At 66.0% G+C, this 24,726-nt stretch carries 28 protein-coding genes, 1 tRNA gene and 1 pseudogene; 26 read left to right on the forward strand and 4 right to left on the reverse strand.

Features of this window, described 5'->3' with window-relative positions; all coding sequences use genetic code 11:
* The 21 genes from rplV (at position 1) to FHS96_RS16310 (ending at position 12,893) form a co-directional block, all read left to right on the forward strand.
* Positions 1-378 carry a 50S ribosomal protein L22 gene (rplV, locus tag FHS96_RS16210; RefSeq protein WP_429593654.1) on the forward strand — a complete coding sequence of 126 codons (378 nt, stop codon included), beginning with the start codon at positions 1-3 and terminating at the stop codon, positions 376-378.
* Entirely contained in the window at positions 378-1,073 is a 696-nt protein-coding gene (gene rpsC / locus FHS96_RS16215; protein WP_429593657.1) for a 30S ribosomal protein S3, read from the forward strand. Before rplV ends, rpsC begins: the two co-directional genes overlap by 1 nt.
* A gap of 15 nt (positions 1,074-1,088) precedes the next feature.
* Positions 1,089-1,523 carry a 50S ribosomal protein L16 gene (gene rplP, locus FHS96_RS16220; RefSeq protein WP_429593660.1) on the forward strand — a complete coding sequence of 145 codons (435 nt, stop codon included), beginning with the start codon at positions 1,089-1,091 and terminating at the stop codon, positions 1,521-1,523.
* A complete protein-coding gene (rpmC, locus tag FHS96_RS16225; RefSeq protein WP_429593663.1) occupies positions 1,523-1,726 on the forward strand; it encodes a 50S ribosomal protein L29 in 204 nt (67 codons plus the stop codon). Before rplP ends, rpmC begins: the two co-directional genes overlap by 1 nt.
* 14 nt (positions 1,727-1,740) lie before the next feature.
* The gene (gene rpsQ, locus FHS96_RS16230; RefSeq protein ID WP_025293883.1) at positions 1,741-2,007 is read left to right on the forward strand and encodes a 30S ribosomal protein S17; all 267 of its coding nucleotides are present in this window, start codon (positions 1,741-1,743) and stop codon (positions 2,005-2,007) included.
* Positions 2,008-2,090: 83 nt separating this feature from the next.
* A complete protein-coding gene (gene rplN / locus FHS96_RS16235; protein WP_025293882.1) occupies positions 2,091-2,459 on the forward strand; it encodes a 50S ribosomal protein L14 in 369 nt (122 codons plus the stop codon).
* Positions 2,459-2,782, forward strand: a complete 324-nt coding sequence (gene rplX, locus FHS96_RS16240) for a 50S ribosomal protein L24 (protein ID WP_429593667.1) — start codon at positions 2,459-2,461, stop codon at positions 2,780-2,782. The genes rplN and rplX overlap by 1 nt, the downstream gene beginning before the upstream one ends.
* Positions 2,775-3,356, forward strand: coding sequence for a 50S ribosomal protein L5 (gene rplE, locus FHS96_RS16245; RefSeq protein ID WP_429593670.1), 582 nt, complete (start codon positions 2,775-2,777; stop codon positions 3,354-3,356). Before rplX ends, rplE begins: the two co-directional genes overlap by 8 nt.
* Before the next feature lie 44 nt (positions 3,357-3,400).
* Positions 3,401-3,706, forward strand: coding sequence for a 30S ribosomal protein S14 (gene rpsN, locus FHS96_RS16250; protein ID WP_429593673.1), 306 nt, complete (start codon positions 3,401-3,403; stop codon positions 3,704-3,706).
* 10 nt (positions 3,707-3,716) lie between these two features.
* Positions 3,717-4,112, forward strand: coding sequence for a 30S ribosomal protein S8 (rpsH, locus tag FHS96_RS16255; protein ID WP_025293878.1), 396 nt, complete (start codon positions 3,717-3,719; stop codon positions 4,110-4,112).
* On the forward strand, positions 4,112-4,645 hold the full coding sequence (gene rplF / locus FHS96_RS16260) for a 50S ribosomal protein L6 (RefSeq protein WP_429593676.1): 534 nt from the start codon (positions 4,112-4,114) through the stop codon (positions 4,643-4,645). The genes rpsH and rplF overlap by 1 nt, the downstream gene beginning before the upstream one ends.
* 1 nt (position 4,646) lies before the next feature.
* Complete coding sequence (gene rplR / locus FHS96_RS16265) at positions 4,647-5,000, forward strand: 50S ribosomal protein L18 (protein ID WP_429593679.1); 354 nt, start codon at positions 4,647-4,649, stop codon at positions 4,998-5,000.
* Position 5,001: 1 nt separating this feature from the next.
* Positions 5,002-5,727, forward strand: coding sequence for a 30S ribosomal protein S5 (rpsE, locus tag FHS96_RS16270; RefSeq protein ID WP_429593682.1), 726 nt, complete (start codon positions 5,002-5,004; stop codon positions 5,725-5,727).
* Between the two features lie 5 nt (positions 5,728-5,732).
* A complete protein-coding gene (gene rpmD, locus FHS96_RS16275) occupies positions 5,733-5,909 on the forward strand; it encodes a 50S ribosomal protein L30 (RefSeq protein ID WP_429593685.1) in 177 nt (58 codons plus the stop codon).
* Positions 5,910-6,094: 185 nt separating this feature from the next.
* Entirely contained in the window at positions 6,095-6,625 is a 531-nt protein-coding gene (rplO, locus tag FHS96_RS16280; RefSeq protein ID WP_429593687.1) for a 50S ribosomal protein L15, read from the forward strand.
* A 127-nt stretch (positions 6,626-6,752) separates the two neighbouring features.
* Positions 6,753-8,120 carry a preprotein translocase subunit SecY gene (secY, locus tag FHS96_RS16285; protein ID WP_429593690.1) on the forward strand — a complete coding sequence of 456 codons (1,368 nt, stop codon included), beginning with the start codon at positions 6,753-6,755 and terminating at the stop codon, positions 8,118-8,120.
* 38 nt (positions 8,121-8,158) lie between these two features.
* A complete protein-coding gene (locus FHS96_RS16290) occupies positions 8,159-8,809 on the forward strand; it encodes an adenylate kinase (RefSeq protein ID WP_429593692.1) in 651 nt (216 codons plus the stop codon).
* 109 nt (positions 8,810-8,918) lie between these two features.
* On the forward strand, positions 8,919-9,446 hold the full coding sequence (locus FHS96_RS16295) for an SRPBCC family protein (protein ID WP_429593695.1): 528 nt from the start codon (positions 8,919-8,921) through the stop codon (positions 9,444-9,446).
* A gap of 109 nt (positions 9,447-9,555) precedes the next feature.
* Complete coding sequence (gdhA, locus tag FHS96_RS16300) at positions 9,556-10,911, forward strand: NADP-specific glutamate dehydrogenase (RefSeq protein WP_429593697.1); 1,356 nt, start codon at positions 9,556-9,558, stop codon at positions 10,909-10,911.
* Between the two features lie 84 nt (positions 10,912-10,995).
* On the forward strand, positions 10,996-12,759 hold the full coding sequence (recJ, locus tag FHS96_RS16305; RefSeq protein WP_429593700.1) for a single-stranded-DNA-specific exonuclease RecJ: 1,764 nt from the start codon (positions 10,996-10,998) through the stop codon (positions 12,757-12,759).
* A gap of 59 nt (positions 12,760-12,818) precedes the next feature.
* Positions 12,819-12,893: transfer RNA gene (locus tag FHS96_RS16310), tRNA-Glu, on the forward strand.
* Positions 12,894-12,968: 75 nt separating this feature from the next.
* On the opposite strand, the pseudogene FHS96_RS16315 reads toward FHS96_RS16310, so the two are convergent.
* Positions 12,969-13,874 (reverse strand): annotated as a pseudogene (locus tag FHS96_RS16315) (LysR family transcriptional regulator).
* A gap of 143 nt (positions 13,875-14,017) precedes the next feature.
* Between FHS96_RS16315 and FHS96_RS16320 the strand changes: the two are divergent.
* Positions 14,018-14,347 carry a nuclear transport factor 2 family protein gene (locus FHS96_RS16320; RefSeq protein ID WP_429593704.1) on the forward strand — a complete coding sequence of 110 codons (330 nt, stop codon included), beginning with the start codon at positions 14,018-14,020 and terminating at the stop codon, positions 14,345-14,347.
* Entirely contained in the window at positions 14,344-15,123 is a 780-nt protein-coding gene (locus FHS96_RS16325; RefSeq protein WP_429593707.1) for an SDR family oxidoreductase, read from the forward strand. Before FHS96_RS16320 ends, FHS96_RS16325 begins: the two co-directional genes overlap by 4 nt.
* A 3-nt stretch (positions 15,124-15,126) precedes the next feature.
* On the opposite strand, the gene FHS96_RS16330 is transcribed toward FHS96_RS16325, so the two are convergent.
* A complete protein-coding gene (locus FHS96_RS16330; protein WP_429593709.1) occupies positions 15,127-15,603 on the reverse strand; it encodes a MarR family winged helix-turn-helix transcriptional regulator in 477 nt (158 codons plus the stop codon).
* Positions 15,604-15,727: 124 nt separating this feature from the next.
* Here FHS96_RS16330 and FHS96_RS16335 point away from each other — a divergent pair, with 124 nt between their 5' ends.
* Positions 15,728-16,543: an alpha/beta fold hydrolase gene (locus FHS96_RS16335; protein WP_429593712.1), complete on the forward strand. Its 816-nt coding sequence runs from the start codon at positions 15,728-15,730 to the stop codon at positions 16,541-16,543.
* A gap of 48 nt (positions 16,544-16,591) precedes the next feature.
* Positions 16,592-18,205 (forward strand): GMC family oxidoreductase, encoded by a 1,614-nt coding sequence (locus tag FHS96_RS16340; protein WP_429593715.1) that lies wholly within the window; start codon positions 16,592-16,594, stop codon positions 18,203-18,205.
* Positions 18,206-18,250: 45 nt separating this feature from the next.
* On the opposite strand, the gene FHS96_RS16345 is transcribed toward FHS96_RS16340, so the two are convergent.
* Positions 18,251-18,967, reverse strand: coding sequence for a FadR/GntR family transcriptional regulator (locus tag FHS96_RS16345; protein WP_429593718.1), 717 nt, complete (start codon positions 18,965-18,967; stop codon positions 18,251-18,253).
* A gap of 240 nt (positions 18,968-19,207) precedes the next feature.
* Between FHS96_RS16345 and FHS96_RS16350 the strand changes: the two genes are divergently transcribed.
* Positions 19,208-21,451: a glycoside hydrolase family 88 protein gene (locus FHS96_RS16350; RefSeq protein ID WP_429593721.1), complete on the forward strand. Its 2,244-nt coding sequence runs from the start codon at positions 19,208-19,210 to the stop codon at positions 21,449-21,451.
* Between the two features lie 126 nt (positions 21,452-21,577).
* Here FHS96_RS16350 and FHS96_RS16355 read toward each other — a convergent pair whose 3' ends face one another.
* Positions 21,578-24,442, reverse strand: coding sequence for a TonB-dependent receptor (locus tag FHS96_RS16355; RefSeq protein ID WP_429593724.1), 2,865 nt, complete (start codon positions 24,440-24,442; stop codon positions 21,578-21,580).
* Positions 24,443-24,726: the final 284 nt, after the last annotated feature.

Here is a 24,726-nt window from a genome sequence, read left to right on the forward strand (position 1 = left end):
ATGTCGAAGCCCAAATCCCCCCGCCGCGTCGGCGACAAGGAAGCCCTCGCCGTCGGCACCACCATCCGTGGTTCCGCGCAGAAGCTCAACCTGGTCGCGGCGCTCATCCGCAACCGCAAGGCCGGTGACGCGATGAACATCCTCGCTTTCTCGAAGAAGGCGATGGCCATCGACGTCCGCAAGGTGCTCGCCTCGGCGATCGCGAACGCGGAGAACAACCACAACCTCGACGTCGACGCGCTGGTCGTGTCGGAGGCGAGCGTCGGCAAGAGCCTGTCGATGAAGCGTTTCGCGACCCGCGCGCGCGGTCGTTCGAGCCGGATCGTCAAGCCCTTCAGCCGTATCCGCGTCGTCGTGCGCGAGCAGGAAGAAGCATAATGGGTCAGAAGAGCAATCCGATCGGCCTCCGGTTGCAGATCAACCGGACCTGGGACAGCCGCTGGTTCGCCGAGGGTGACGACTATGGTCGTCTGCTCCTCGAGGATCTGGCGATCCGCAAGTACATCATGAAGGCGATCCCGCAGGCGGCGATCTCCAAGGTGGTGATCGAGCGTCCCGCCAAGCTGTGCCGCATCTCGATCTTCGCTGCCCGTCCGGGCGTGATCATCGGCAAGAAGGGCGCGGACATCGAGAAGCTTCGCAAGAAGCTCGGCGCGATGACCTCGTCGGACGTGTCGCTGAACATCGTCGAGATCCGCAAGCCGGAAATCGATTCGAAGCTCGTCGCGCAGTCGGTCGCCGACCAGCTCGAGCGTCGCGTCGCCTTCCGTCGCGCGATGAAGCGCGCGGTGCAGTCGGCGCTCCGTCTGGGCGCCGAAGGCATCCGGATCACCTGCGGCGGCCGTCTCGGCGGCGCCGAGATCGCGCGCACCGAATGGTATCGCGAGGGCCGCGTTCCGCTGCACACGCTGCGCGCGAACGTCGACTATGCGGAAGCCCAGGCGCACACCGCCTATGGCGTCTGCGGCGTCAAGGTCTGGATCTTCAAGGGCGAGATCCTGGGCCATGACCCGATGGCGCAGGACCGGCTGATGATGGAGGCTCAGACCTCCGGCGTCCGTCCGGCGCGCTGATAGGAATTAGAGACAATGCTGCAACCGAAGCGCACCAAATTCCGCAAGGCCCACAAGGGCCGCATCCACGGCGACGCCCCCGGCGGCACCCAGCTGAACTTCGGCTCCTACGGGCTGAAGGCGATGGCGCCGGAGCGGATCACCGCGCGTCAGATCGAGGCGGCTCGCCGCGCGATCACGCGTCACATCAAGCGTCAGGGCCGCCTGTGGATCCGCGTCTTCCCGGACGTTCCCGTTTCGTCGAAGCCGGCCGAAGTCCGCATGGGTTCCGGTAAGGGCGCGCCCGAATATTGGGTCGCCCGCGTCAAGCCAGGCCGCATCCTGTTCGAGCTGGACGGCGTTCCCGGCCCGCTCGCCGCGGAAGCGTTCGAGCGTGCGGCGATGAAGCTGCCGATCAAGACGAAGGTCGTCGCCCGTCTCGGCGACTTCACCCACCTGGGAGGCGCATGATGACCAAGCCTGCCGATCTCAAGGTCAAGACCGATGACGAGCTGCAGACGCAGCTGTCGGAGCTGAAGCGCGAGCAGTTCAACCTGCGCTTCCAGTCGGCGACCAACCAGCTCGAGAAGCCGGCCCGTGTGCGCGAAGTGCGCCGCGACATCGCCCGGATCAAGACGCTGCAGGCCGAGCGTTCGCGCTCGGCGGCCAAGTAAGGAATAGGGAAGCCATGCCGAAGCGCGTGCTGACCGGACTGGTCGTGTCGGACAAGACCGACAAGACGGTGGTTGTGAAGGTAGAGCGTAAGGTCAAGCACCCGCTCTACGGCAAGATCATCCGCCGTTCGAAGAAGTATCACGCCCACGACGAGGCGAACGACTATCGCGAAGGCGAGACCGTTCGCATCGAAGAGACGGCGCCGATCTCGAAGCTGAAGACTTGGAAGGTGATTGGTCGCGTCGATACGCACCAGTCGCCGGTCGTGGTCGAAGGCTGATCCTCGCGCAAGCGAGGCCAAGAGGAAACCAGGAACCACCGGGCGTCAGGTCCCGGCAGGCCAATTGAGAAGGAACCGGATCGATGATCCAGATGCAGTCCAATCTCGACGTCGCCGACAACAGCGGCGCGAAGCGGGTGCAGTGCATCAAGGTGCTGGGCGGCTCGAAGCGCCGTTTCGCGACCGTTGGCGACGTGATCGTCGTCAGCGTGAAGGAAGCGGCTCCGCGCGGCAAGGTTAAGAAGGGTGACGTTCACCGTGCGGTGATCGTGCGTACCGCCAAGGACATTCACCGTCCCGACGGTTCGACCATCCGTTTCGACGGCAACGCCGCCGTGCTGGTCAACAAGAACGAGGAGCCGATCGGCACCCGTATCTTCGGGCCGGTCGTCCGCGAGCTGCGCGCGAAGAACTACATGAAGATCATCTCGCTCGCGCCGGAGGTGCTGTAATGTCCGCCGCCAAGATCAAGAAGGGCGACAAGGTCGTCGTCTTGTCCGGCAAGGACAAGGGCCGCTCGGGTGAAGTGCTGAAGGTGCTTCCGAAGGACGGCAAGGTGCTGGTCGACGGCGTCAACGTCGCCGCCCGTCACCGCAAGCCGAGCCAGGCCAACCCGCAGGGCGGCATCGACCGTCTGCCGGCGCCGATGGCGATCAGCAAGGTCGCGCTTGAGGACCCGAAGAACCCGGGCAAGCCCACGCGCGTCCGCTTCGAGGTCCAGGACGGCAAGAAGGTTCGCGTCGCCGTCAAGTCCGGGGAGGTCATCAATGGCTGACACCTATACGCCCCGCATGCGCAAGCTGTACGACGAGAGCATCGCCAAGGCGATGACCGAGAAGTTCGGCTATGCGAACCCGATGCAGGTGCCCAAGATCGAGAAGATCGTGCTCAACATGGGCGTGGGCGAAGCGACGCAGGACAAGAAGAAGGTCGAGACCGCCGCGCAGGAAATGCAGCGGATCGCCGGCCAGAAGCCTGTCGTCACCAAGGCGAAGAAGTCGATCGCGCAGTTCAAGCTGCGTGAAGGCATGCCGATCGGCGCGAAGGTCACCCTTCGTCGCGAGCGCATGTACGAGTTCCTCGATCGCCTGATCACGATCGCGCTGCCGCGCGTTCGCGACTTCCGCGGGCTGAACCCGAAGAGCTTCGACGGCCGTGGCAACTATGCCATGGGCCTCAAGGAGCAGATCGTGTTCCCCGAGATCAACTATGACCAGATCGACAAGGTCCGGGGCATGGACGTGATCGTCACCACCACGGCGAAGACCGACGAGGAAGCGCGCGAGCTGCTCCGTCTGTTCGGCTTCCCGTTCCCGCAGGACCAGGCCGCCGAGAAGAAGGCGGCCTGAGCCCTCATGCGGCTCATGGCATTATAAGGAAGAGAACTTAAGTCATGGCGAAACTGAGTTCGATCAACAAGAACGAGAAGCGCAAGCAGCTGGTGAAGCGCTATGCGGGCCGTTACGCGCGCCTCAAGGCGGTCGCGAACGACGAGTCTCTGGACGAGACCGAGCGCCTGATCGCGCGCCTGAAGCTGGCGGAGATCCCGCGCAACGGCAACCCGACGCGCATCCGCAACCGTTGCGAGGTGACCGGTCGTCCCCGCGCTTACTACCGTAAATTCCGTCTCTGCCGCGTGCAGCTGCGGGAACTGGCCAACAAGGGCCTGATCCCGGGCGTCACGAAGTCGAGCTGGTGAGGAATCGATAATGGCATTGACCGATCCCTTGGGTGACCTGCTCACCCGCATCCGCAACGGCCAGCGCGCGCGCAAGGACAGCGTGATCTCTCCGGCGTCGAAGCTGCGCGCCCGCGTGCTCGACGTGCTGAAGCGCGAAGGCTATATCCGCGGCTATTCGGAAGAGCTGGTTGCCGGCCACAGCGGCCTGCGCATCGAGCTGAAGTATTTCGAGGGCCAGCCGGCGATCAAGCACGTCGCGCGCGTCTCGAAGCCGGGCCGCCGCGTCTATTCTGGCTCCAAGGAGCTGCCGCGCATCCGCAACGGCCTGGGCATCACCATCGTCTCGACGCCGCGGGGCGTTCTGTCGGACGCGGAAGCGCGCGACCAGAACGTCGGTGGCGAGATCCTCGCGGAGGTCTTCTGATGAGCCGCATCGGTAAGAAGCCGGTTACGGTACCGGCGGGCGTCACCGCGACGATCGACAAGGGCACGCTTTCGGTGAAGGGCCCCAAGGGCACGCTGAGCATTCCCCTGGCCGACGACGTCAGCTACGAAGTGCAGGACGGCCAGATCGCCGTCCAGCCGGCCAACGAGACCAAGCGCGCCCGTGCCTTCTGGGGCATGCAGCGCACGCTGGTGCAGAACCTGGTCACCGGCGTGACCGAGGGCTTCTCGAAGACCCTCGTGATCACCGGCGTCGGTTACCGCGCCAACTCGCAGGGCAAGAACCTGAAGCTGCAGCTCGGCTACAGCCACGACGTCGATTTCGCGGTGCCGGAAGGCATCGAGATCAAGACGCCGGATCAGACCACGGTCGAGATCACGGGTATCGACAAGCAGAAGGTCGGCCAGGTCGCCGCCGAGATCCGCCGCTGGCGGAAGCCGGAACCCTATAAGGGCAAGGGCATCAAGTATCGCGGCGAGTTCATCTTCCGCAAGGAAGGAAAGAAGAAGTAAGATGGCAAAGCTCTCTCTCTTCGCGAAGCGCCGCCAGCGCGTCCGCACTGCGCTTCGCGCCCGTGCGGGCACGCGCCCCCGCCTGTCGATCCATCGTTCGGGTCGCCACATCTACGCGCAGGTCATCGACGACGCGGCCGGCCACACCGTGGCCTCGGCTTCGACGCTCGAAAAGGACGTCCGTGGCCAGAGCGGCGCGAACCTCACGGCTGCGGCCGATGTGGGCAAGCGCGTTGCCGAAAAGGCAAAGGCGGCCGGTGTCACCAAGGTCGTCTTCGACCGCGGCGGCTTCCTGTTTCATGGTCGCGTGAAGGCGCTGGCGGATGCCGCGCGTGAAGGCGGATTGGAGTTCTAAGATGGCTGACGAAACCGAAAACCAGGTCTCGGCCGCTCCCGAGGCAGCCGCTGCGCCCGCCGACGCTCCGCGTGAAAATCGTGGCCCGCGTGGCGGTCGTGGCCGTGGCCCCGGCGGTGACCGTGGCGGCCGTGGCCGCGACGGCAACCGTGGTCGTCGCGACGATCGTCGCGGCAACAACGAGGAGCAGGGCGAAGAGCTGATCGAAAAGCTCGTCCACATCAACCGCGTCTCGAAGACGGTGAAGGGCGGCAAGCGCTTCGGCTTCGCGGCGCTGGTCGTCGTGGGTGACGGCAAGGGCCGTGTCGGCTTCGGCCATGGCAAGGCGCGCGAAGTGCCGGAAGCCATTTCGAAGGCGACCGCCTCGGCGAAGAAGAAGATGGTCCGCGTGCCGCTGCGCGAGGGCCGGACGCTTCACCACGACGGCAAGGGCCATTTCGGCGCCGGCCGCGTGACCGTCCGTTCCGCCCCGCAGGGCACCGGCATCATCGCCGGCGGTCCGATGCGTGCGGTGTTCGAGAGCCTCGGCGTTGCCGACGTGGTGACCAAGTCGGTCGGCACCTCGAACCCCTACAACATGATCCGGGCGACCTTCGAGGCGCTGGGTGAGCAGACCTCGCCCAAGGCCGTCGCGCAGCGCCGCGGCAAGAAGATCGCCGATCTGCTCGGTCGTGGTGGTGCCGACAAGGCCACTGCCCAGGCCGAGGCCGAAGCGGTCACGGAGTAAGCTCGATGGCAACCATCAAAGTGAAGCAGACGGGTTCGCCGATCCGTCGTACTCAGGATCAGCGCGCTACGCTGATCGGCCTGGGCCTCAACAAGATGCACCGCGTGTCGGAACTGCAGGATACTCCTGAAGTTCGCGGCATGATCCGCAAGGTGCAGCACATGGTCGAAGTTCTCGACTGATGTGTGACCATCCCCTCTTCCCTTTGGGGAGAGGGACGGCCGCCTGGCGGCCAGGGAGTGGGGGCGTGGCGTAGATCCGCCATTGCCCCCTTCGCCTGTCGGGCCTAAAGGCCTCCCTTTCCCGCGCCCAACCGGGGCCGGGAATGATTCTTTCAGCGCGTCAAAAGCGAAAGCGAGTGCATATCATGAAACTGAACGACATCCGCGACAACCAGGGTGCCCGCAAGAGCCGCGTTCGCGTCGGCCGCGGCATCGGTTCTGGCGTCGGCAAGACTGCCGGTCGCGGTCAGAAGGGTCAGAAGAGCCGCGAAGGCGTTTCGATCAAGGGCTTCGAGGGCGGTCAGATGCCGCTCCACATGCGCCTGCCGAAGCGTGGCTTCAACAACATCTTCGCCAAGGATTATGCCGAGGTGAACCTGGGCGCGATCCAGAAGCTGGTCGATGCCGGCACGCTGGCGACCGACGGCACGATCGACCATGCCGCGCTGAAGGCGGCCGGTGTCGCCCGTGGCGGCAAGGACGGCGTTCGCGTTCTCGGCAAGGGCGAATTCTCGGCCAAGCTCAGCTTCAAGGTCGCCGGTGTTTCGAAGAGCGCCCGCGAGGCGATCGAGAAGGCCGGCGGTTCGGTCGAGGTGATCGAGGTGGTTCCGGCCGCCGAGAAGGCCAAGGCCAAGAAGGGCAGCGCGATCGCGGCGCGCAAGGCCGCCAAGGCCTGACGCCGATTATCGGCGTGCCGCTTTTGTCCCCGCGCGGTTAGACAAGCGCGGTTGAGGCATTATATGGGGCGGCGGGGGCGCGTGATGCGCATTCCCGCCGCCTCTGTTTTTCCGGGATCGTAGACGCATGGCATCCGCAGCCGACAACTTCGCGAGCAACCTCAGTCTCGCCAAGTTCGGTCAGGCAACCGAACTCAAGAAGCGCATCTGGTTCACCATCGGCGCGCTCATCGTCTTCCGCCTGCTGAGCTTCGTGCCGATCCCCGGCATCGATCCGCGCGCGCTGGCGTCGCTGTTCAACACGACCCGTGGCGGCGTGCTGGATTTCTTCAACACCTTCTCGGGCGGCAGCCTTGAGCGCATGAGCCTCATCGCGCTCGGCGTGATGCCCTACATCACCGCCTCGATCGTCGTTCAGCTCGCGAGCACGCTCTCGCCGACGCTGGCCGCGATCAAGAAGGAGGGTGAAGCCGGGCGCAAGAAGCTCAACCAGTACACCCGCTACGGCACGGTCGGCCTCACGATCATCCAGGGCTATTTCATCGCCATCGGCCTTGAAACCTGGGGTGCGGGGCAGGGCGTGTCGGCGGTGGTCGATCCGGGCCTGCTGTTCCGCGTCGTCGCGGTGATCTCGCTGCTCGGCGGCACGATGTTCCTGATGTGGCTGGGCGAACAGATCACCAGCCGCGGCATCGGCAACGGCGTTTCGCTGATCATCATGGCCGGCATCGTCGCGCAGCTGCCGACGACGCTCGCCAACCTGTTCGAAGGCGGCCGCACCGGCTCGCTCTCGGCGCCGGTGATCGCGGCGATCGTCGTCCTCGCGCTCGGCCTGATCGCGTTCATCTGCTTCATGGAGCGCGCGCAGCGCCGGGTGCTGATCCAGTATCCGAAGCGCCAGACCGCGCGCGGCATGATGCAGGGCGATCGCAGCCACCTGCCGCTGAAGATCAACACCGCGGGCGTCATCCCGCCGATCTTCGCCTCATCGCTGCTGTTGATGCCGCTCACCATCTCGCAGTTCGCCGGCAACAAGTTCGACGATTCGACGACGTGGGGCCAGATCATGGGCTGGCTCAACATCAACATCGCCCACGGCCAGCCGCTCTACATGCTGCTCTACGGCGCGGGCATCATCTTCTTCTGCTTCTTCTACACCGCGGTCGTGTTCAACCCGGAAGAGACGGCGGACAATCTGAAGCGCTATGGCGGGTTCATCCCCGGCATCCGCCCGGGCAAGAGCACCGAGAAATATCTCGATTATGTGCTGACGCGCATCACCGTGATCGGCGCTGCCTATCTGACCGCGCTGTGCCTGGTGCCCGAATATCTGGTCGCGAGCATGGGCGTGCCCTTCTATCTGGGCGGCACCAGCCTGCTGATCGTCGTCAACGTGACGATGGATACCGTAACGCAGATCCAGAGCCACCTGCTTGCGCATCAGTATGGCGACCTTATCAAGAAGGCCAAGCTCAAGGGCGGAAAGAACCGCTGACGCGGTCAGCGGCGCAAAAGGGGAAGGATCGCGCACTGATGAACATCATTCTGCTGGGGCCCCCGGGGGCGGGCAAGGGCACCCAGGCGAGCCGGCTGGTCGAGGAGCATGGCATGGTCCAGCTTTCGACTGGAGACATGCTGCGTGCCGCCGTCAAGGCGGGCACGCCGGTGGGTCTCAAGGCGAAGGCGGTGATGGATGCCGGCGAACTGGTGTCCGACGAGATCGTCTCGGCGCTGATCGGCGACAAGCTGGACGAGATGGGCGCCGACAAGGGCGCGATCTTCGACGGGTATCCGCGCACCGCGGCGCAGGCCGAATCGCTCGACCTGATCCTGGCCGAGCGCGGCCGCACGCTCGATCATGTGATCGAGCTGGGCGTAGACGAGGATGCGCTGGTCGAGCGCATCACCGGCCGCTTCACCTGCGCCACCTGCGGCGAGGGCTATCACGACCTGTTCAAGCAGCCCAAGGTCGAGAACACCTGCGATTGCTGCGGCGGCCATGAGTTCAAGCGCCGGCCGGACGACAATGCCGAAACCGTGCGCACGCGCATGGCCGAATATCGCGGCAAGACCGCGCCGATCCTGCCGATCTACGAGGCGCGCGGCATCGTGACCCGCGTTGACGGCATGGCCGACATCGATGAGGTCAGCCGCGCGATCGAGGACGTTCTCGCCTCGGCGTGACCCGTGACGTTTTCCTTCCCGAGCTTTGCTCGGGGAGGAAAAACCGTCCGTCCGCCCGCTGGTCAGCGTCCCCGTCATCTGCTGTGATGCGCCGCGGGAGGGACTCGCCATGCGCATCATCACAGCCTGGGTCCTGGCGCTGGTCGGCACCGTGCCGCTCCACGCCGAAACCGTCTCGCAGTCGCCCACCCGGTTCGAGACCGCAAGCACCGTGCAGATCGCGGCACCGCCCGAGATCGTGTGGGAAGCGCTGATCAAGCCCAATCGCTGGTGGTCGAGCGACCACAGCTGGTCGGGCGACGCGAAGAACATGTATCTCAGCGCGCAGGCGGGCGGCTGCTTCTGCGAATTGCTGCCCGACGTGAAGGGCAGCGTCGAGCATGGCCGGGTGGTGCTCGCGCGACCCGGGAAGGAATTGCGCCTGATGGGCGCACTCGGTCCGCTGCAGGCGATGGCGGTATCCGGCAACCTTCACATCACGCTCAAGCCGCAGGCCGGCGGCACCCAGGTTGTGCTGCGCTATATCGTCGGCGGTGCGATCGATGGCGATGCTGCGACACTCGCGCCGGTTGTGGACGGCGTGCTGGCGCAACAGCTTGAAGGCCTCAAGCGCTTCGCGGAGGCGTCCGCGCAATAGGGCCATCGTGCGGGCTATGCTAAGAAAAACGTGACGAACGGCTCCGAATCACGAGGGCCGTCGACGCGGGTCGCTCGTTGCATGAGAAACGCAGAGAGGGACCTGAGCAATGGCGGTGACCGACCACGTCGACCTTCCGACGTTCATCGAGGGTGTGAAGAAGCGCAATCCGGGGCAGGATGAGTTCGTCCAGGCCGTCCAGGAGGTGGCCGAGGACATCTTCGAGTTCATCGAGGACAAGGAAGCCTATCACTCGCAGCAGATCCTGCGCCGCATCGCCGAGCCGGATCGGATCATCTCCTTCCGCGTCTGCTGGGAGGATGATGCCGGCAATATCCGCGTACAACGCGGTTGGCGCGTGCAGAACAACAATGCGATCGGCCCCTACAAGGGCGGCATCCGCTTCCACCCGTCGGTCACCGAAAGCGTCCTCAAATTCCTGGCGTTCGAGCAGACCTTCAAGAACGCGCTCACCGGCCTGCCGATGGGCGGCGGCAAGGGCGGCGCAAATTTCAACCCGAAGGGCAAGAGCGACCGCGAGGTGATGCGGTTCTGCCAGAGCTTCATGACCGAACTCTACCGCCATGTCGGCGCGGATGTGGACGTGCCGGCGGGTGACATCGGCGTCGGCGCGCGTGAGATCGGCTATATGTTCGGCCAGTACAAGCGCATCACGAACCAGTTCACCGGCGTGCTGACGGGTAAGGGTCTGGAGTTCGGCGGCTCGCTGATACGGCCGGAGGCGACCGGCTATGGCGCCACCTATTTCCTCCAGAACATGCTGGCCACGCGCAACCGCAACCTGGAGGGGCTGGTCGCGGTAATCTCCGGTTCCGGCAATGTCGCGACCCACGCGGCGGAGAAGGTGACGCAGCTGGGCGGCAAGGTGGTGACCCTCAGCGACAGCGGCGGCTTCATCCATGATCCCGACGGCATCGACATGGAGAAGATCAACTGGGTCAAGCACCACAAGACGCACACCCGCGGGCGCATGTCGGACTATGTGAAGCAATATTCGGGCGCGACCTATCATGAGGGCAAGACGCCGTGGGGCGTTCCCTGCGACGTCGCGCTGCCCTGCGCGACCCAGAACGAACTGTTCGGCGAGGATGCGCGCACGCTGGTGAAGAACGGTTGCTTCGCCGTCTCCGAAGGCGCCAACATGCCGACCGATCTGGAAGGCGTGCACGTATTCAAGGATGCGCGCATCCTCTATGCGCCAGGCAAGGCGGCCAATGCCGGCGGCGTCGCGGTCTCGGGGCTGGAGATGAGCCAGAATTCCGAACGGCGGCAATGGAAGGAAGCCGAGCTGCAGCAATTGCTGCTCGATATCATGGCCGGCATCCATGAGAGCTGCTTGCGCTACGGGCGCGAGAGCGACGACTATGTCGACTATGTGAAGGGCGCGAACATCGCCGGGTTCAAGAAGGTGGCGGACGCGATGCTGGCCTACGGCGTGGTCTGACCCGCCACCGCTGCGGGCGAAAGCGGCGGGCGGGCCGCGCCGCCGCTTTCGCTCGACTCCCGGACATGGCATGAGCGCGCGACCATGACGTCCGTGCTCAACATCGCCCATTCCATCCTCGGCCAACCCTGGCGCTGGCGCGCGCGCGCTGCCGATGCACGCGAGGATGCGATGGGCAGCGACGATCTCGTCACCCAGCTGCTCCTCGCGCGCGGCTGCCCGCCCGACGCGCTGGAGGCGCATCGCGCGCCCAGCATCCGCGCCTTCATGCCCGACCCCTCGATCTTCCGAGACATGGATCGCGCCGCCGGGCGGCTGGCCGATGCTGTGATCGCGGGCGAGCCGGTGACGGTGTTCGGCGATTATGACGTCGACGGCGCCACTTCCGCCGCCTTGCTGATCCGCCTGCTGCGCGATCTCGGCCTCGATCCGCGCGCCTATATCCCGGACCGGCTGATGGAAGGCTATGGCCCCTCGGGCGAGGCGCTGGTGCGCATCGCAAAGGGCGGCGCGCGGCTGATCGTGACGGTGGATTGCGGCGCGCAGGCGTTCGAGGCGCTGGAGATGGCGCGCGCCGCGGGCGTCGACGTGATCGTCGTCGACCATCATAAATGCGCGACTGCGCTGCCGGTGGCGCATGCGTTGGTCAATCCGAACCGGCTCGACGAGGATGAGGGGCGGGAGCACGGCCATCTCGCCGCAGTCGGCGTCGCCTTCCTGCTCGGCGCGGCGCTGCTGCGCACATTGCGCGCGCGGGGCTTCTTCGCGGCGCGCGCCGAACCGCGGCTGCTCGAACTGCTCGACATCGTCGCGCTGGGCACGGTGGCCGACGTCGCGCAGCTCCGGGGGCTCAACCGCGCTTTCGTCGCGCAGGGGCTGAAGGTCATGGCGCAGCGGCGCAATGTCGGCCTGGCGGCGCTGATCGAGGCGGCGCGGCTGGAACGCGCGCCGACCGCGACCGACCTCGGCTTCGCGCTGGGGCCGCGAATCAATGCCGGCGGCCGTGTCGGCAAATCCGATCTCGGCGTGCGGCTGTTGACCACCGAGGATCCGGATGAAGCGCGCGGCATCGCGCTCGAACTCAACCGGCTGAACGAGGAACGCCGCGCCATCGAGGCGGCGGTGCAGGCGGAGGCCGAGGAGGCCGCGCTGCGCCAGGGCAATCGCGCAGTGGCGGTGGTCGCGGGGCAGGGGTGGCACCCCGGTGTGATCGGCATCGTCGCCGGGCGCCTGAAGGAGAAACTCGGCCGCCCCGCGATCGTCATCGCGCTCGACGAGGCCGGAATCGGCAAGGGCTCGGGCCGGTCGATCACCGGCGTCGATCTCGGCGCGGCGGTGCTCGCTGCAAAGGATATGGGCTTGCTCGCGGCGGGCGGCGGCCATGCGATGGCGGCGGGGCTGACGGTGAATGGCGCCGGCGTCGATGCCTTCGCCGACTTCCTGGAGGACCGGCTCGCGGCGGACGTCACCCGTGCGCAGGGCGAACGCGCGCTGCTGCTCGATGCGGTGCTCGCACCCGGCGGGGTGACGCCGGCGGTCGTCGAGGCGCTGGAGGCGGGCGGCCCCTATGGCGTCGGCTGGCCGGCGCCGCGCGTCGCGACCGGTCCGGTGCGCGTGGTGCGCGCCGACATCGTCGGCACCGGCCATGTCCGCGCGGTGGTGGCGGGCGAAGATGGCCGTTCGCTCAAGACGGTGGCGTTCCGCGCCGCGGAGACCGCGCTGGGGCAGGCGCTGCTCGGCGCTGGCCCGCACCGCCGCCTGTGGCTGGCCGGCCGCGCGCGAATCGACGATTGGGCGGCGCGACCGGCGGCAGAACTTCACCTCGATGATGCCGCCTGGGCAGATTGATTGAATCGAGCGCTTGACCGCATCGCCACAAGCCCCTAAGCGGACGGCCCGCACCGAGCGGCCCCTTCGTCTAGCGGTTAGGACGCGGCCCTTTCACGGCTGAAACACGGGTTCGATTCCCGTAGGGGTCACCACCGGCACTCTGTTGCCGGAACGGTGATGACAGGCGCCAGCGCGCCTCCTCCCAAGATTTGTGGGCTTCCTGCATATCAGCTCATCTCCGCCTCCCGCGTCGCTTCACGCGCAAGGTCGATGAACGCCCTGAACGCCGCGGACGGGTTTCGACGGCTGGGATAATAGTGGCACAGGGGCGCCAGCGGCGGCGTCCAATCCTCCAGCACGCAGATCAGGCGGCCCGCGGCGATGTCGTCGCGCATATCCGTTTCCATGAAGAAGCCGATTCCGACATCGTCGCGCACGGCGGCGCGCGAGAGGCTGGCTTCGTCGAAGGTGATGGGGCCGCTGACGTCGATCTGCACCGGTTGCCCGTCTTTCTCGAAATGCCAGCGATAGAGCGCGCCATTGGGCCGGCGGGCGGGGATGCAGGCGTGGCCGAGAAGGTCGGGCGGCACCTGCGGCTTGGCATGGGCGCGGAAATAGGCGGGGGACGCGGCGACGGCGAAGCGCCGGGGGCCTCCTGCCGGCACCGCGATCATGTCGCTGGGGACGAGATCGGCGCTGCGAACGCCGAGGTCGAAGCCGTCGGCGACGATGTCGACCAGCCGCCCCTCCGTAACCAGGTCGACATGCACGCGCGGGTGGCGCCGCAGGAACTGGAGCACCAGCGGCGTCAGGATCTCGCGCCGCGGTGGGAAAGGCGTTGATGCGCAGCACGCCCAATGGCGTTTCCTGCTGCGATTGGGCGGCGTCCATCGCCTCGTGGATGTCCTGCATCGCGGGGCCGACCTTCTCGACAAAATTGCGGCCGGCATCGTCAGCGAAACGCTGCGGGTCGTGCGGTGGAACACACGCACGCCCAACTCAGGCTCCAGCTTGCCGATTGCATCGCTGAGCGCGGTCGTCGACATGCCGAGTTCGACCGCCGCCGCGCGGAACGAGCCTATGCGCATAATGGCGAGCACCGAATCGAGTTCGATCGGGCTATGTCGGTTCATTGTCCCGCACTTCGCAACATCGCATCCCATATCATCCCGATTATCGCCAGGCAGGTCCATCGCTAAATCGGTGCCGACACAAGATGCAGTCGCACCGCGAAACCTGCGCTGCGGCGCATTGGAAGCGCGCAAAGGAGATGAACATGGCTGTCACGCTACCCGGGCCTATCGCCGAATATTTCGCCGCCGACGCCGCACAGGATGCCGGTGCCGTCGCACGATGCTTTTCCGATGAAGCGATCGTTCGGGATGAAGGGCACGCTTATTCCGGAAGGACCGCGATCCGGGTGTGGAAGGAGAAAACCGCGCGGAAGTATGACTGCACGTTCGAGCCTGTCGCGGTCGCGACGGAAGGCGACCGGACGGTCGTGACCGGCCCTGTCGTGGGGAACTTCCCCGGCAGTCCGATCGACCTGCGCTATGCTTTCACGCTGGATGGCGGCACGATCGCCGGGCTGGAGGTCGCGGCATGACCCCGTTCCTCAGCTTGCAGGGCAAGCGCGCGCTGGTCACTTCGGGCACGCGCGGCGCCGGTGCCGCCACGGTCAGCCTGTTCCGCGAACTGGGCGCCGAGGTTATGACGACGGCGCGCAGCCGGCCCGATGCACTGACGGACGTCGCCTTCGTCGCCGCCGACCTGACGACGGCAGAAGGCTGCGCGCAGCTTGCCGCGGCGGTGAAGGAGCAGATGGGTGGCGTTGATATCGTCGTCCACATGCTCGGCGGATCTTCCGCGCCCGCTGGCGGTTATGCGGTGCTCAGCGAGGATGTCTGGGCAAACGAACTGAACCTCAACCTGATGCCGGCGGTGCGCCTCGACCGTGCGCTGCTTCCGGAGATGGAGGCGCGCGGCAGCGGCGTGATCATTCACGTCACCTCGATCCAGCATGTGATGCCCTTGCCGGAGGCGACGACGGCCTACGCCGCGGCCAAGGCGGCGCTCTCCACCTATAGCAAGAGTCTGTCCAAGCAGGTGTCGCCCAAGGGCGTGCGCGTGGTGCGGGTCTCGCCCGGCTGGATCGAGACCGAAGCTTCGATCGAACTCGCGACGCGATTGGCGGCAGACCATGGCGGCGATATCGAGCGCGGCAAGCAGATCATCATGGATGCGCTTGGCGGCATCCCGATCGGCAGGCCGGCCCGCCCGGATGAGGTCGCCAGCCTGATCGCCTTCCTCTCCTCCGATCGTGCGGGCAGCATCACCGGCACCGAATACACCGTCGACGGCGGCACCGTGCCGACGGCGTAAGGGCTACGCGGCGCCGTCGGGAGACGTCCACCCGCCGATATGGCCATAGACCGCATCGCGCAGCCGGGCGAGGTCGCGGTTGAGGTCGGCGAGTGCGGCGGGCGTTTCTCCCGACGCTGCCAGCAACGTGTCACCCAGGCATCCCGCGCGAAAGCGCAGCGCGTCGCCGGCTGGCGTCAGCGACACCACGACTTGTCGCTCGTTGGCCGGGTTGCGCGCGCGCGCGACGAGGCCGCCGCTTTCGAGCCGCTTGAGCAGGGGCGTGAGGGTGCTCGATTCGAGAGCGAGCTGCTGGGCGATGCTGCCCACGGTCTGCCCGTCCTGCCGCCACAGCACGTTGAGCACGAGATATTGCGGATAGGTGAGCCCAAGCCCGTCGAGCAACGGCTTGTACGCCCGCTGGATCGCGATCCCGGCCGAATAGATCGCGAAGCAAAGCTGGTCTTCCAGCGGCACGGGCGCGTTCGCTGCATCTGACATCCGATCATTTTCCTCCGCATTCATGCCGTAACACATATCGCGATAATTTTTGCTGGACAAGGTGATCCGAATCGCAGATAAAGATATCGCAATAACAGTTACTGCAATATCTAAGGAGGGTTTCATGAAGACGTTGATCCGTACCGCCGCATTCTTCGCTGCCGCTGCCGCAACCGCTGCCGTCCAACAGCCGGCTCATGCGCAGACCGCGCAGTCCAACGGCCATCCAAGCCACGTCGTCGCCGCCGCGGCGATCAAAAATGTCGTGCTGGTCCACGGCGCGTTCGCCGACGGATCCGGGTGGCGCGGCGTCTATCAGGAACTCACCGCGCGCGGTTATCGCGTGACGGTCGTCCAGAACCCGCTGACCTCGTTCGAGGATGATGTCGCGGCCACCCGGCGGGCGCTCGATCGCCAGGATGGGCCCGCCATCCTCGTCGGGCATAGCTGGGGTGGCACGATCATCACCGAGGCGGGCGTCCATCCGAAGGTCCGCGGGCTCGTCTATGTCTCCGCGCTCTCGCCCGACGCGGGTGAGACCACTGCGCAGCAATATGAAGGCTATACGACGCCGCCCGAGTTCGTGATCGAAACCGGCAAGGACGGCTTCGGCTTCATCAAGCCGGACGCTTTCGTCGCCGGCTTCGCGGCGGATGCGACGCCTGCGGACGCCGCCTTCCTCAATGCTTCGCAGGTGCCGATCAACATGGCGAGTTTCGGCGTCAGGCTGCAGAACGCCGCGTGGCGGACCAAGCCGAGCTGGGCGGTGATCGCCACCGAGGACAAGGCGTTCGACCAGCGCATGCTGCGAGGCATGGCCAAGCGGATCGGCGCGAAGGTGACCAACGTCGCCGCCAGCCACGCCGTCTTCCTCACCCAGCCCAAGGCCGTCGCCGACGTGATCGACGAAGCCGCCCGCCAGTCCACACCAGCGCGCTGATCGGCGCGATCGCGGCGCAGCGCCGCAAGCATCAGAAAGGTCCAGATCATGTCTCACGCCCCCTTTGGCGACGCCCGGGATTTCGACCGCCGCGTCCGCGAGAACCAGGCGCAGCGCCTCGCCGGCCTCCGCTCGGTCTATGATTTCATCATCTGTGGTGCCGGCTCTGCCGGCTCGGTGATCGCGCGGCGCCTCACCGAAAATCCCGCCTGCACCGTGCTGCTGATCGAGGCAGGCGGCAGCGACGAGCATGAGACGGTGACGGACCCGGCGCGCTGGCCGCTGAACCTCGGCAGCGAACGCGACTGGGGCTTCGCGGCTGAACCCAACCCGCATCTCGATGGGCGCGCGCTCTCGATGTCGATGGGCAAGGGGCTCGGCGGCGGATCCAGCGTCAACGTCATGGTCTGGGCACGCGGCCATCGCAGCGATTGGGACGATTATGCCGCCCAATCCGGCGATCGGGGCTGGGGCTATGATGCGGTGCTCGATATCTACCGCCGCATCGAGAATTGGCAGGGCAGGCCCGATCCGGATTATCGCGGCAGCGCCGGGCCGGTGTGGGTCCAGCCCGCGCATGATCCCAGCCCGATCGCCGGCGCGCTGCTGGACGCGGCGCAGGCGATGGGCATTCCGACCTTCGACAGCCCCAACGGACGGATGATGGAAAGCGGCGGCGGTGCGGCCTATACCGACATGCTGGTGCGCGCCGGGCAGCGCCATTCGCTGTACCGCGCCTATGTCCGCCCCGTCGCCGATCGTCCGAACCTGACGATCCTGACCGACACGCACGTCCGCCGCATCCTGTTCGATGGCACGCAGGCGGCCGGCGTCGAGGTCGAGCGGGCGGGCCGGGTGTGGCCGATCACCGCGGGCACGGAGGTCATCGTTTGCACCGGCGCAATCAACACGCCCAAGCTGCTGATGCTGTCAGGCATCGGTGATCGCCAGGAACTGGATCGCCACGGCATCCCGCTCGTCGGGCACGTGCCGGGCGTCGGCAGGAACCTGCAGGATCATGTCTCCTTCGGCCTCACCTGGGAATATCGCGCGCCGATCGCGCCGCGCAACAGCGGCAGCGAGGCGACCTTGTACTGGAAGAGCCGGCCCGATCTTGAGGCGCCGGACCTGCTGTTCTGCCAGGTGGAATTCCCGGTGCCGAGCGATCGCACGGCCGCACGCGGCGTTCCGACCGATGGCTGGACGATGTTCGCCGGGCTCGCCCATCCGCACAGCCGTGGCACGGTGCGGCTGAAGTCGGCCGATCCGGCGGCGGCGCCGGTGGTCGACGCGAACATGATGTCCGATCCGCGCGACCTGGAGGCTGCGCGCGCGTGCGTGAAGCTCTGCCGTGAACTCGGCGGCCAGGCAGCGTTCGATCCCTATGTCAGCCGGGAGGCCATTCCCGGTGACGGCAATGCGATAGACGATGCCTTCATCCGCGATGCCGCGGTGACCTATTGGCATCAGTGCGGCACCGCACGCATGGGGCAGGACGATATGGCCGTGGTCGATGCCACGCTCGCCGTGCAGGGCATCAGGCGGCTGCGCATTGCCGACGGATCGATCCTGCCCAAGGTGCCGACCGGCAATACGCAGGCGCCCTGCGCGATCGTGGGCGAGCGCGCGGCGGACATTCTGCGGCGACAGTACGGGGTGTGAGTCTGGCCGGCGGCGGCCCAATCCCGCCGCCGGCCGCATTCATGCTCAGCGCGCCAGCATCTGGTGGCGCGTCAGGCTTTCCTGCATGTGCTGGCGCGCGGCGTGGCGCGCGGCAGCGCTTTCCATGCGGACGATCGCGTCGAAGATCGCCTCATGCTCGCCCAGCACCTTGGCGGCATAGGCATCCTGCTCCCCCGCGGTGTTGCCGCGCAGCAGCAAGGTACGGCGGGGAACGAGCCGCACCCCGATGAAGTCGATTATCCGCGGGAAATAATCATTCTGGGTCGAGCGGGCGACGGCGGCGTGAAAGCGGGCATCGGCCTCTGCAGCGGCGGTGGGGTCGGTACGGTACGCCGCCATGTCGTCCAGCGCCTGCTTCATCGCGGTGATGTCCGCCGTCGTGCGGCGCGCGGCGGCGAGGCCCGCCATCTCGGTTTCCACCGCGAGCCTGATCTCCAGCAGCCGGATGACGTCCGCGAGTTCGTGCAATTCCTCGGGCGCGATCTGGAAGGCGCCGAAATCGGGCACCTCCTCCACGAACACGCCCGATCCCTGACGGGAAACCAGCACGCCCTTCGCCGCCAGCCGCGCGACCGCCTCGCGCACCACCGTGCGGCTGACCTTCGCATCCTCGGCGATCTCCTTCTGGCTGGGGAGCTTGGAGCCGGGCGGATAAATGCCCGATCTTATGCCGGCCTCCAGCCTGGCGAACAGCATGTCGGTCAACGAACCCGTGCTGTCTTCACCGTCCTTGCCAATCAACCCCGTTCCTTCGCGTTTGAACAACTTGTCATATCACTTCGCCATATATAGCACAGGCTGCACGCCATATACAGCGATTCACAGCCATATTGTGGGATTATGCAGCCCACAGGTGTGACAACAGGGAGAGAGCGCGAGATGAAGCGAGGATGCAAGACCATCGGAACACGGATCGTCGTGTCTGCCATGTCCCTCATGCTCGTTTCGGCGGGTGGTGCCACCGCCCAGACGCCGCCATCAATGGCTGAAACACCGGCGCTGCCTCCGCTCGATCCGGCCAGCCTGCGCTTCGACGCCATGCGAGTGCCGGCACCCGACCGCGTTCTGCGACTGCTCAACCATAGCGCCGCCGCGGAAATCCGCCGTCTGTCGAACGAGCCGCTCTACATTCCGCCGCGCGACTGGCGCGGTGCCTCCGCCAACTGGGTCGCGGCGACCTTTTATATCGGGCTCGGTCGCCTTGCCCGCGAGTCCGATGCGTCGGGCGCACGCGCCTATCTGCGCAGCGTGGCGGAACATTATAATTTCGGGATGCTCGGCGCCTGGTCGCCGCGCAACATGCTCGATGCCGACAATCTCGCGATCGGCGAACTGTATGAAGAGCTGTATGCGCGCAGCGGCGAGGCGGGCGAGATCGCACCGCTGCGGCAGCGGCTCGACTACAACCTGCCCTATCTCCAGAAGGATCCCGCGCCGGACAAGCTGGTGTGGTGGTGGTGCGACGCCTTGTTCATGGCGCCGCCGGTGTTCGCGCGGATGGCGGCGCAAACGCATGATCACAGCTATTTGCAGGCGATGGACGTGCAGTGGTGGCGCACCTACGACCGGCTCTGGTCGAAGGAACACCGCCTGTTCTTCCGGGACGAACGCTTCCTCACCCGCACCTCGCGCAACGGCAAGCCCGTGTTCTGGGGGCGTGGCAATGGCTGGGTGGTCGCGGGGCTGGCGCGGCTGCTCGATACGATGCCGGCCAACTATCCCAGCCGCGCGCGCTATGTGGAAACCTTCCGGACGATGATGGCGCGGATCGTCGAACTGCAGCGCCCGGAGGATGGGCTGTGGACCGCGAGCCTGCTCGACCCCCAGGATCCGCCGGGCGCGGAATCGACCGGCTCCGCCTTCTACACCTATGCGCTGGCCTGGGGGATCAACCATGGCCTGCTCGATCGCGCCAAATATCAGCCGCATGCATTGAAGGCATGGGCGGGGCTGGCCGCGCTGGTCCAGCCCAATGGGCGCCTCGGCTATGCGCAGCAGGCGGGCGATCAGCCCGAACCTTCGGGGCCCGCCGACCATGCCCTCTATGGCAGCGGTGGGTTGCTGCTGGCCGGACTTGAGGTGATGAAGCTCGGCCGGCCGGTCTCGCCGCTGCCGATCGCCGAGCCCGAGCGTGATCCGCCGGGCGCGCAGCGCCTGCCGATCCGCGATCGGCCCCGCCCGGCCAAAGCTTCGCCCGAGCAGCTTCGCGGCTGGGAACGGGTGATGGCGGAACGGCAGGCGATGATCGATCTGGGTTTTGATCCGGCCCCGCCGGGCAGCGCACGCGTCGCGCAGGCCGCGGGCGCGGCCGGCATGCCGAAGCTGGTCGCGCCGGCGCTGGAGACGCCGCCCCCGGGCGAGCGTGCGCCGAGGGCGACGGTGCGCTTCGCGCCCTATCGCTTCGACGATCTGCTGTGGGAGAATGATCGCACCGCCCACCGGATCTACGGCCCGGCGCTGGAGCGGGAGGAGCCGCCCTCGACCTCGGGCATTGATGCCTGGGGCAAGCATGTGGCCTGGCCGTTCATGGAGCGCCAGCTGCGCACCGGCAAGCAGCATGACTATCATGGCGAGGGAATAGACTTCTTCAACGCGGGCACTTCGCGCGGCGCTGGCGGGCTCGGCATCTGGGATGCCAGCAAGCTGTGGACCTCGCGCAACTGGAAGGCCTATCGCATCCTCAAGGACGGGCCGGACACCGCCGATTTCGAGGTCGATTACGCCCCCTGGCCGGTCGGCACCGATCGCAAGGTGTGGGAAACCCGGCGATTCACCCTGCCGCTGGGTACCAACTTCACCCGCATGGTCTCGACCATCGGCTCGGACAAGGCCGGGCCGCTGCAGGTCGCGATCGGCATCCAGAAACGCCCCACCGCCAACGCCGCCGGCACCTTCATGGCGGACCGTCAAGCCGGCCGCTTCAGCCTGTGGACCCCCGAGGATCCGGACAAGGGCGCGATGGGCGTCGCGCTGATCGTCGACCCGGCGATGATCGCGGACGTGGTGCAGGACAATGAGAACTACCTCGTCCTGCTGCGTGTCACGCCGGGCAAGCCGTTCGTCTATTATATGGGCGCGACGTGGAGCAAGGCGGGCACGTTCGCCGACCGGGCGGCGTGGGAAGCCTATGTGAAGGGCGAGAGGGCGGGGTTCCAGATTCCAACTCCCCTCCCGCCTGCGGGAGGGGCTGGGGGAGGGCCTGTCCGTCCCCGCAACGAACCCTGACATGCCCTCCCCTGAGCGGGAGGGGAACTGAAAAAAAACAGGGGGCGCTGCACGCGTGCAGCGCCCCCAAGGAGTCGTGTCGGAGAGAAGGGATTCCAATGTGACACGACAGGGCTGGGAAGATCGTCAGAAGGTGGCGCGCACCCCCAGGTAGAATTGGCGGCCGTTGAGGCGGTAGTTGACCCAGCGCTGCGCCGTGGAGTCGGTATACTGCACGTCCGCCTGGTTGGTCAGGTTGATGCCGTCGACGCTTACCGTGATGTTCTCGGTCAGCGCATAGGAGATCGCGGCGTCGACATAGGTCGCCGAACGGGTGCCGGCGACGTCCTGATTGAACGAGGCGGGCACGCTGGTCAGGAACTGGTCGCGGTAGTTGGCCGAGACGCGTGCCTGGAAGCCGTCCTTCTCATAATAGAGCGTGCCGTTGATCGAGTTCTTCGACAGGTTGAGCAGGGTCGCGTTGAACAGCGCCGTGCCCGCCCGGTAATCGATGTTCGAGTCGACATAGGTGTAGTTGGCGAGCACGCCGAACCCGTCAAACGGCGCCGGCAGGAAGCTCAGCTGCTGCTGCAGGTTGAGCTCGACACCCTTCAGCGGGCCGCCCGGCGTGTTGATCACGCTGGTGATGACGAAGTCGGTGTCCGGCGTCACGCCGGTGCCGTTCAGCAGCTCGGTCGGCAGGCCCGTGGTCGAATAGGGCGCGGTGATGGTGTTGCCCTGAATGTAGGAATTGATCTTCTTGTAGAAGACGCCGGCCGACACGATCGATCCGCGCATCGGATACCATTCGATCGACAGATCGGCATTGTCCGACTTGAACGGGTTGAGGAAGGCGTTGCCGCTGTTCACCGTGCGCGATCCGCCCGAAACGCTCACCGTCGTCGCGCCCGCGAGGTTGCCCAGCGGCGGACGCGACATCGTCTTGGCCGCGGCGATGCGGACGATGATGTCGTCGGTCGGCTCGATCACCAGATTGAACGAAGGCAGGAAGTTCCGATAGGTCCGCTCAACCACCGTCGGCACCACGCCGGACGGATCGACCGTCGTCGGCACTGTCGTCAGGAAGTTCGAGGTCTGGTTGGTGATGACGTAGCGGCCGCCGATATTGCCGCGCACACGGATGTCGCCCAGATCGGTGTCGAACTGCGCCATGCCATAGAAGGACCAATCCTCTTCGGTGATCGCGCGATTGTCGCCGCGCGCGGCGGAGACCGTGCTGGAAAGCTCGGTGCGGCCGCTGTTGCCGAAGATGTTGTAGGCTTCGTTGAACGCGTTGATGTTGGGCGTCGTCCAGCACTTGGTGTTGCCGGCCGGCATCTTGAATTGCTCGAAGCCGCAGAACTGCTCGGTCAGCGAGCCGATCGTGTAGCCATCGGGAATGTTCGGGAAGTTGAACTCGCCCTGCACATAACGCAGCGAGCGCGACTTGAACTCATATTTCTTGAACTCGGCGCCGGCGCGAAGCGACAGCGCGTCCATCGCCTCGAAGGTCAGGTCGAGCCGCGCGGTGGTGTTGCGGTTCTCGATATAGTTTGGGCGCAGGCGAATTTCCGGGCCGGTCGGGCCGGTGCCGCCCGGCTGCGTCACGCGCGGGCCGAAATACCAGTTGTTCGGGTTGGTGACGTCGATGCCCCAGTTGATCGCCGGTGCGTTCTGACCCATCGGGCGAAGGTCGTAGGAGAAATTGTCGACGTTGAACGAGTCGATCTGCGTGGAGATGTCGACGAAATTATCGAAGTCCGAACGCGAGTGACCGGCCAGCGCGTTGACCGTGAAGCGGTCGCCGAACTTGTGCTTGGCGGCGAGCGTCGCCTGCATGAATTCGGTGGTGAAATTGTCGCGGTTGTGTTCGGATCGCAGGTCGACATTGTCGAACAGGCCGTAGACCAGCGAGTTGTTCTCATCGATCACGCCGTCACGGATGATCGATTCCGGCTTGCCGCCCTGCGATGCGGCGCGGCTGAAGCCGATTGGCTCCAGCGCCCAGTCGTCGCGCTTCACGTCGAACTTCGAATAGAGCATGTCGAGGACGATGTCGGTGTCGTCCTGCGGGCTCCACTGCAGGCTGGTGGTGATGCCCAGCCGCTCGGTGCGGCCCACGCCCTGCACATAGCGCGGGAAGCGCGGGTTGTAGACGTTGGGGCTGTTGACCTGGTTGAAGACCGGGATGTTGGTGCCGGGGCAGGCCCCCGGCGCCGTGTTGGGGTTGCAGAAGCCGCCGTCGCCGGTGCCCTGGTTCCAGTCGCCCGAATTGCTCTGCTGGAAATTGCCCGACTGGCGCGCGAAGGCGGCCGAGGCGAGGAAGCCGACGGTGCCGGCATCGTTCTGCAGCGCGAACACCGCGGCCAGTCGCGGATCGACCTTCTTCGCCTGATCGTTGTAGCCGCCCTGCGCCGACACGGTCAGCACGACCTTGTCCTTGAAGCTCAGCGGGCGCGAGGTGGTGAGGTCGACGGTGGCGCCGAGCGAGCCTTCGGGCAGATCCGCCGAGGCGGTCTTGCGCACGTCGATCTGGCTGAACAGCTCGGAGGCGAAGACGTTGAAGTCGAAACCGCGGCCACGGTTGGCGCCATTATAGCCGTCGGTCGTCGCCTGGCTTTCCATGCCGTTGATGCGCGTCGCGGTGAAGTCACCGCCGAGGCCGCGCACCGAGATCGAGCGGCCCTGGCCCTGGTCGCGCGAGATGGCAATGCCGGGAATGCGCTGGATCGATTCGGCGAGATTGTTGTCCGGGAATTTGGCGATGTCCTCGGCGACGATCGAGTCGACGACGCCTGAGCTTTGCCGCTTCAACTCGAGCGCGCGGGCCAGACTGTCACGGAAACCGGTAACAACGATATCCTGCGTCTGATCGTCGGCGATCGGCGCGTCCGCCGGCGTTTCCTGCGCCGCAGCGGTGCCAGCGGCGATCAGCGCCGTCGAGGCGAAAAGCGCGCACCGCAGCGCAATCTTTGCCGTGCCGGTGCGCATCGAGATTTTGGACAGCCCCATCGTCATCCTCCCCATATGTTGGTTCGCAAATCTTCTGGTTTGCGTGGGTAACCGTTTTCCATAACCTCAAAATGAAAGCAAGCGAAAATGTTATCGCAATCATTCGTAGTGATTAGGGAGACGGGATGGCGCTGGTGGGACGCCTCGGCACAATGTGGTGAAATCGCACCATTTTTCGGGGTGCGGCCCGCGTCCTGTCCACCAGGAACCTCCGTCATCCCGGCCTTGAGCCGGGATCCCGCTTTTTGTTGCTTTCGATTTCGAACGGATCGTGGCGCGATATC

Origin of the sequence: Sphingomonas zeicaulis, from assembly GCF_050433225.1 — a bacterium.
Classification (GTDB): domain Bacteria; phylum Pseudomonadota; class Alphaproteobacteria; order Sphingomonadales; family Sphingomonadaceae; genus Sphingomonas_D; species Sphingomonas_D zeicaulis.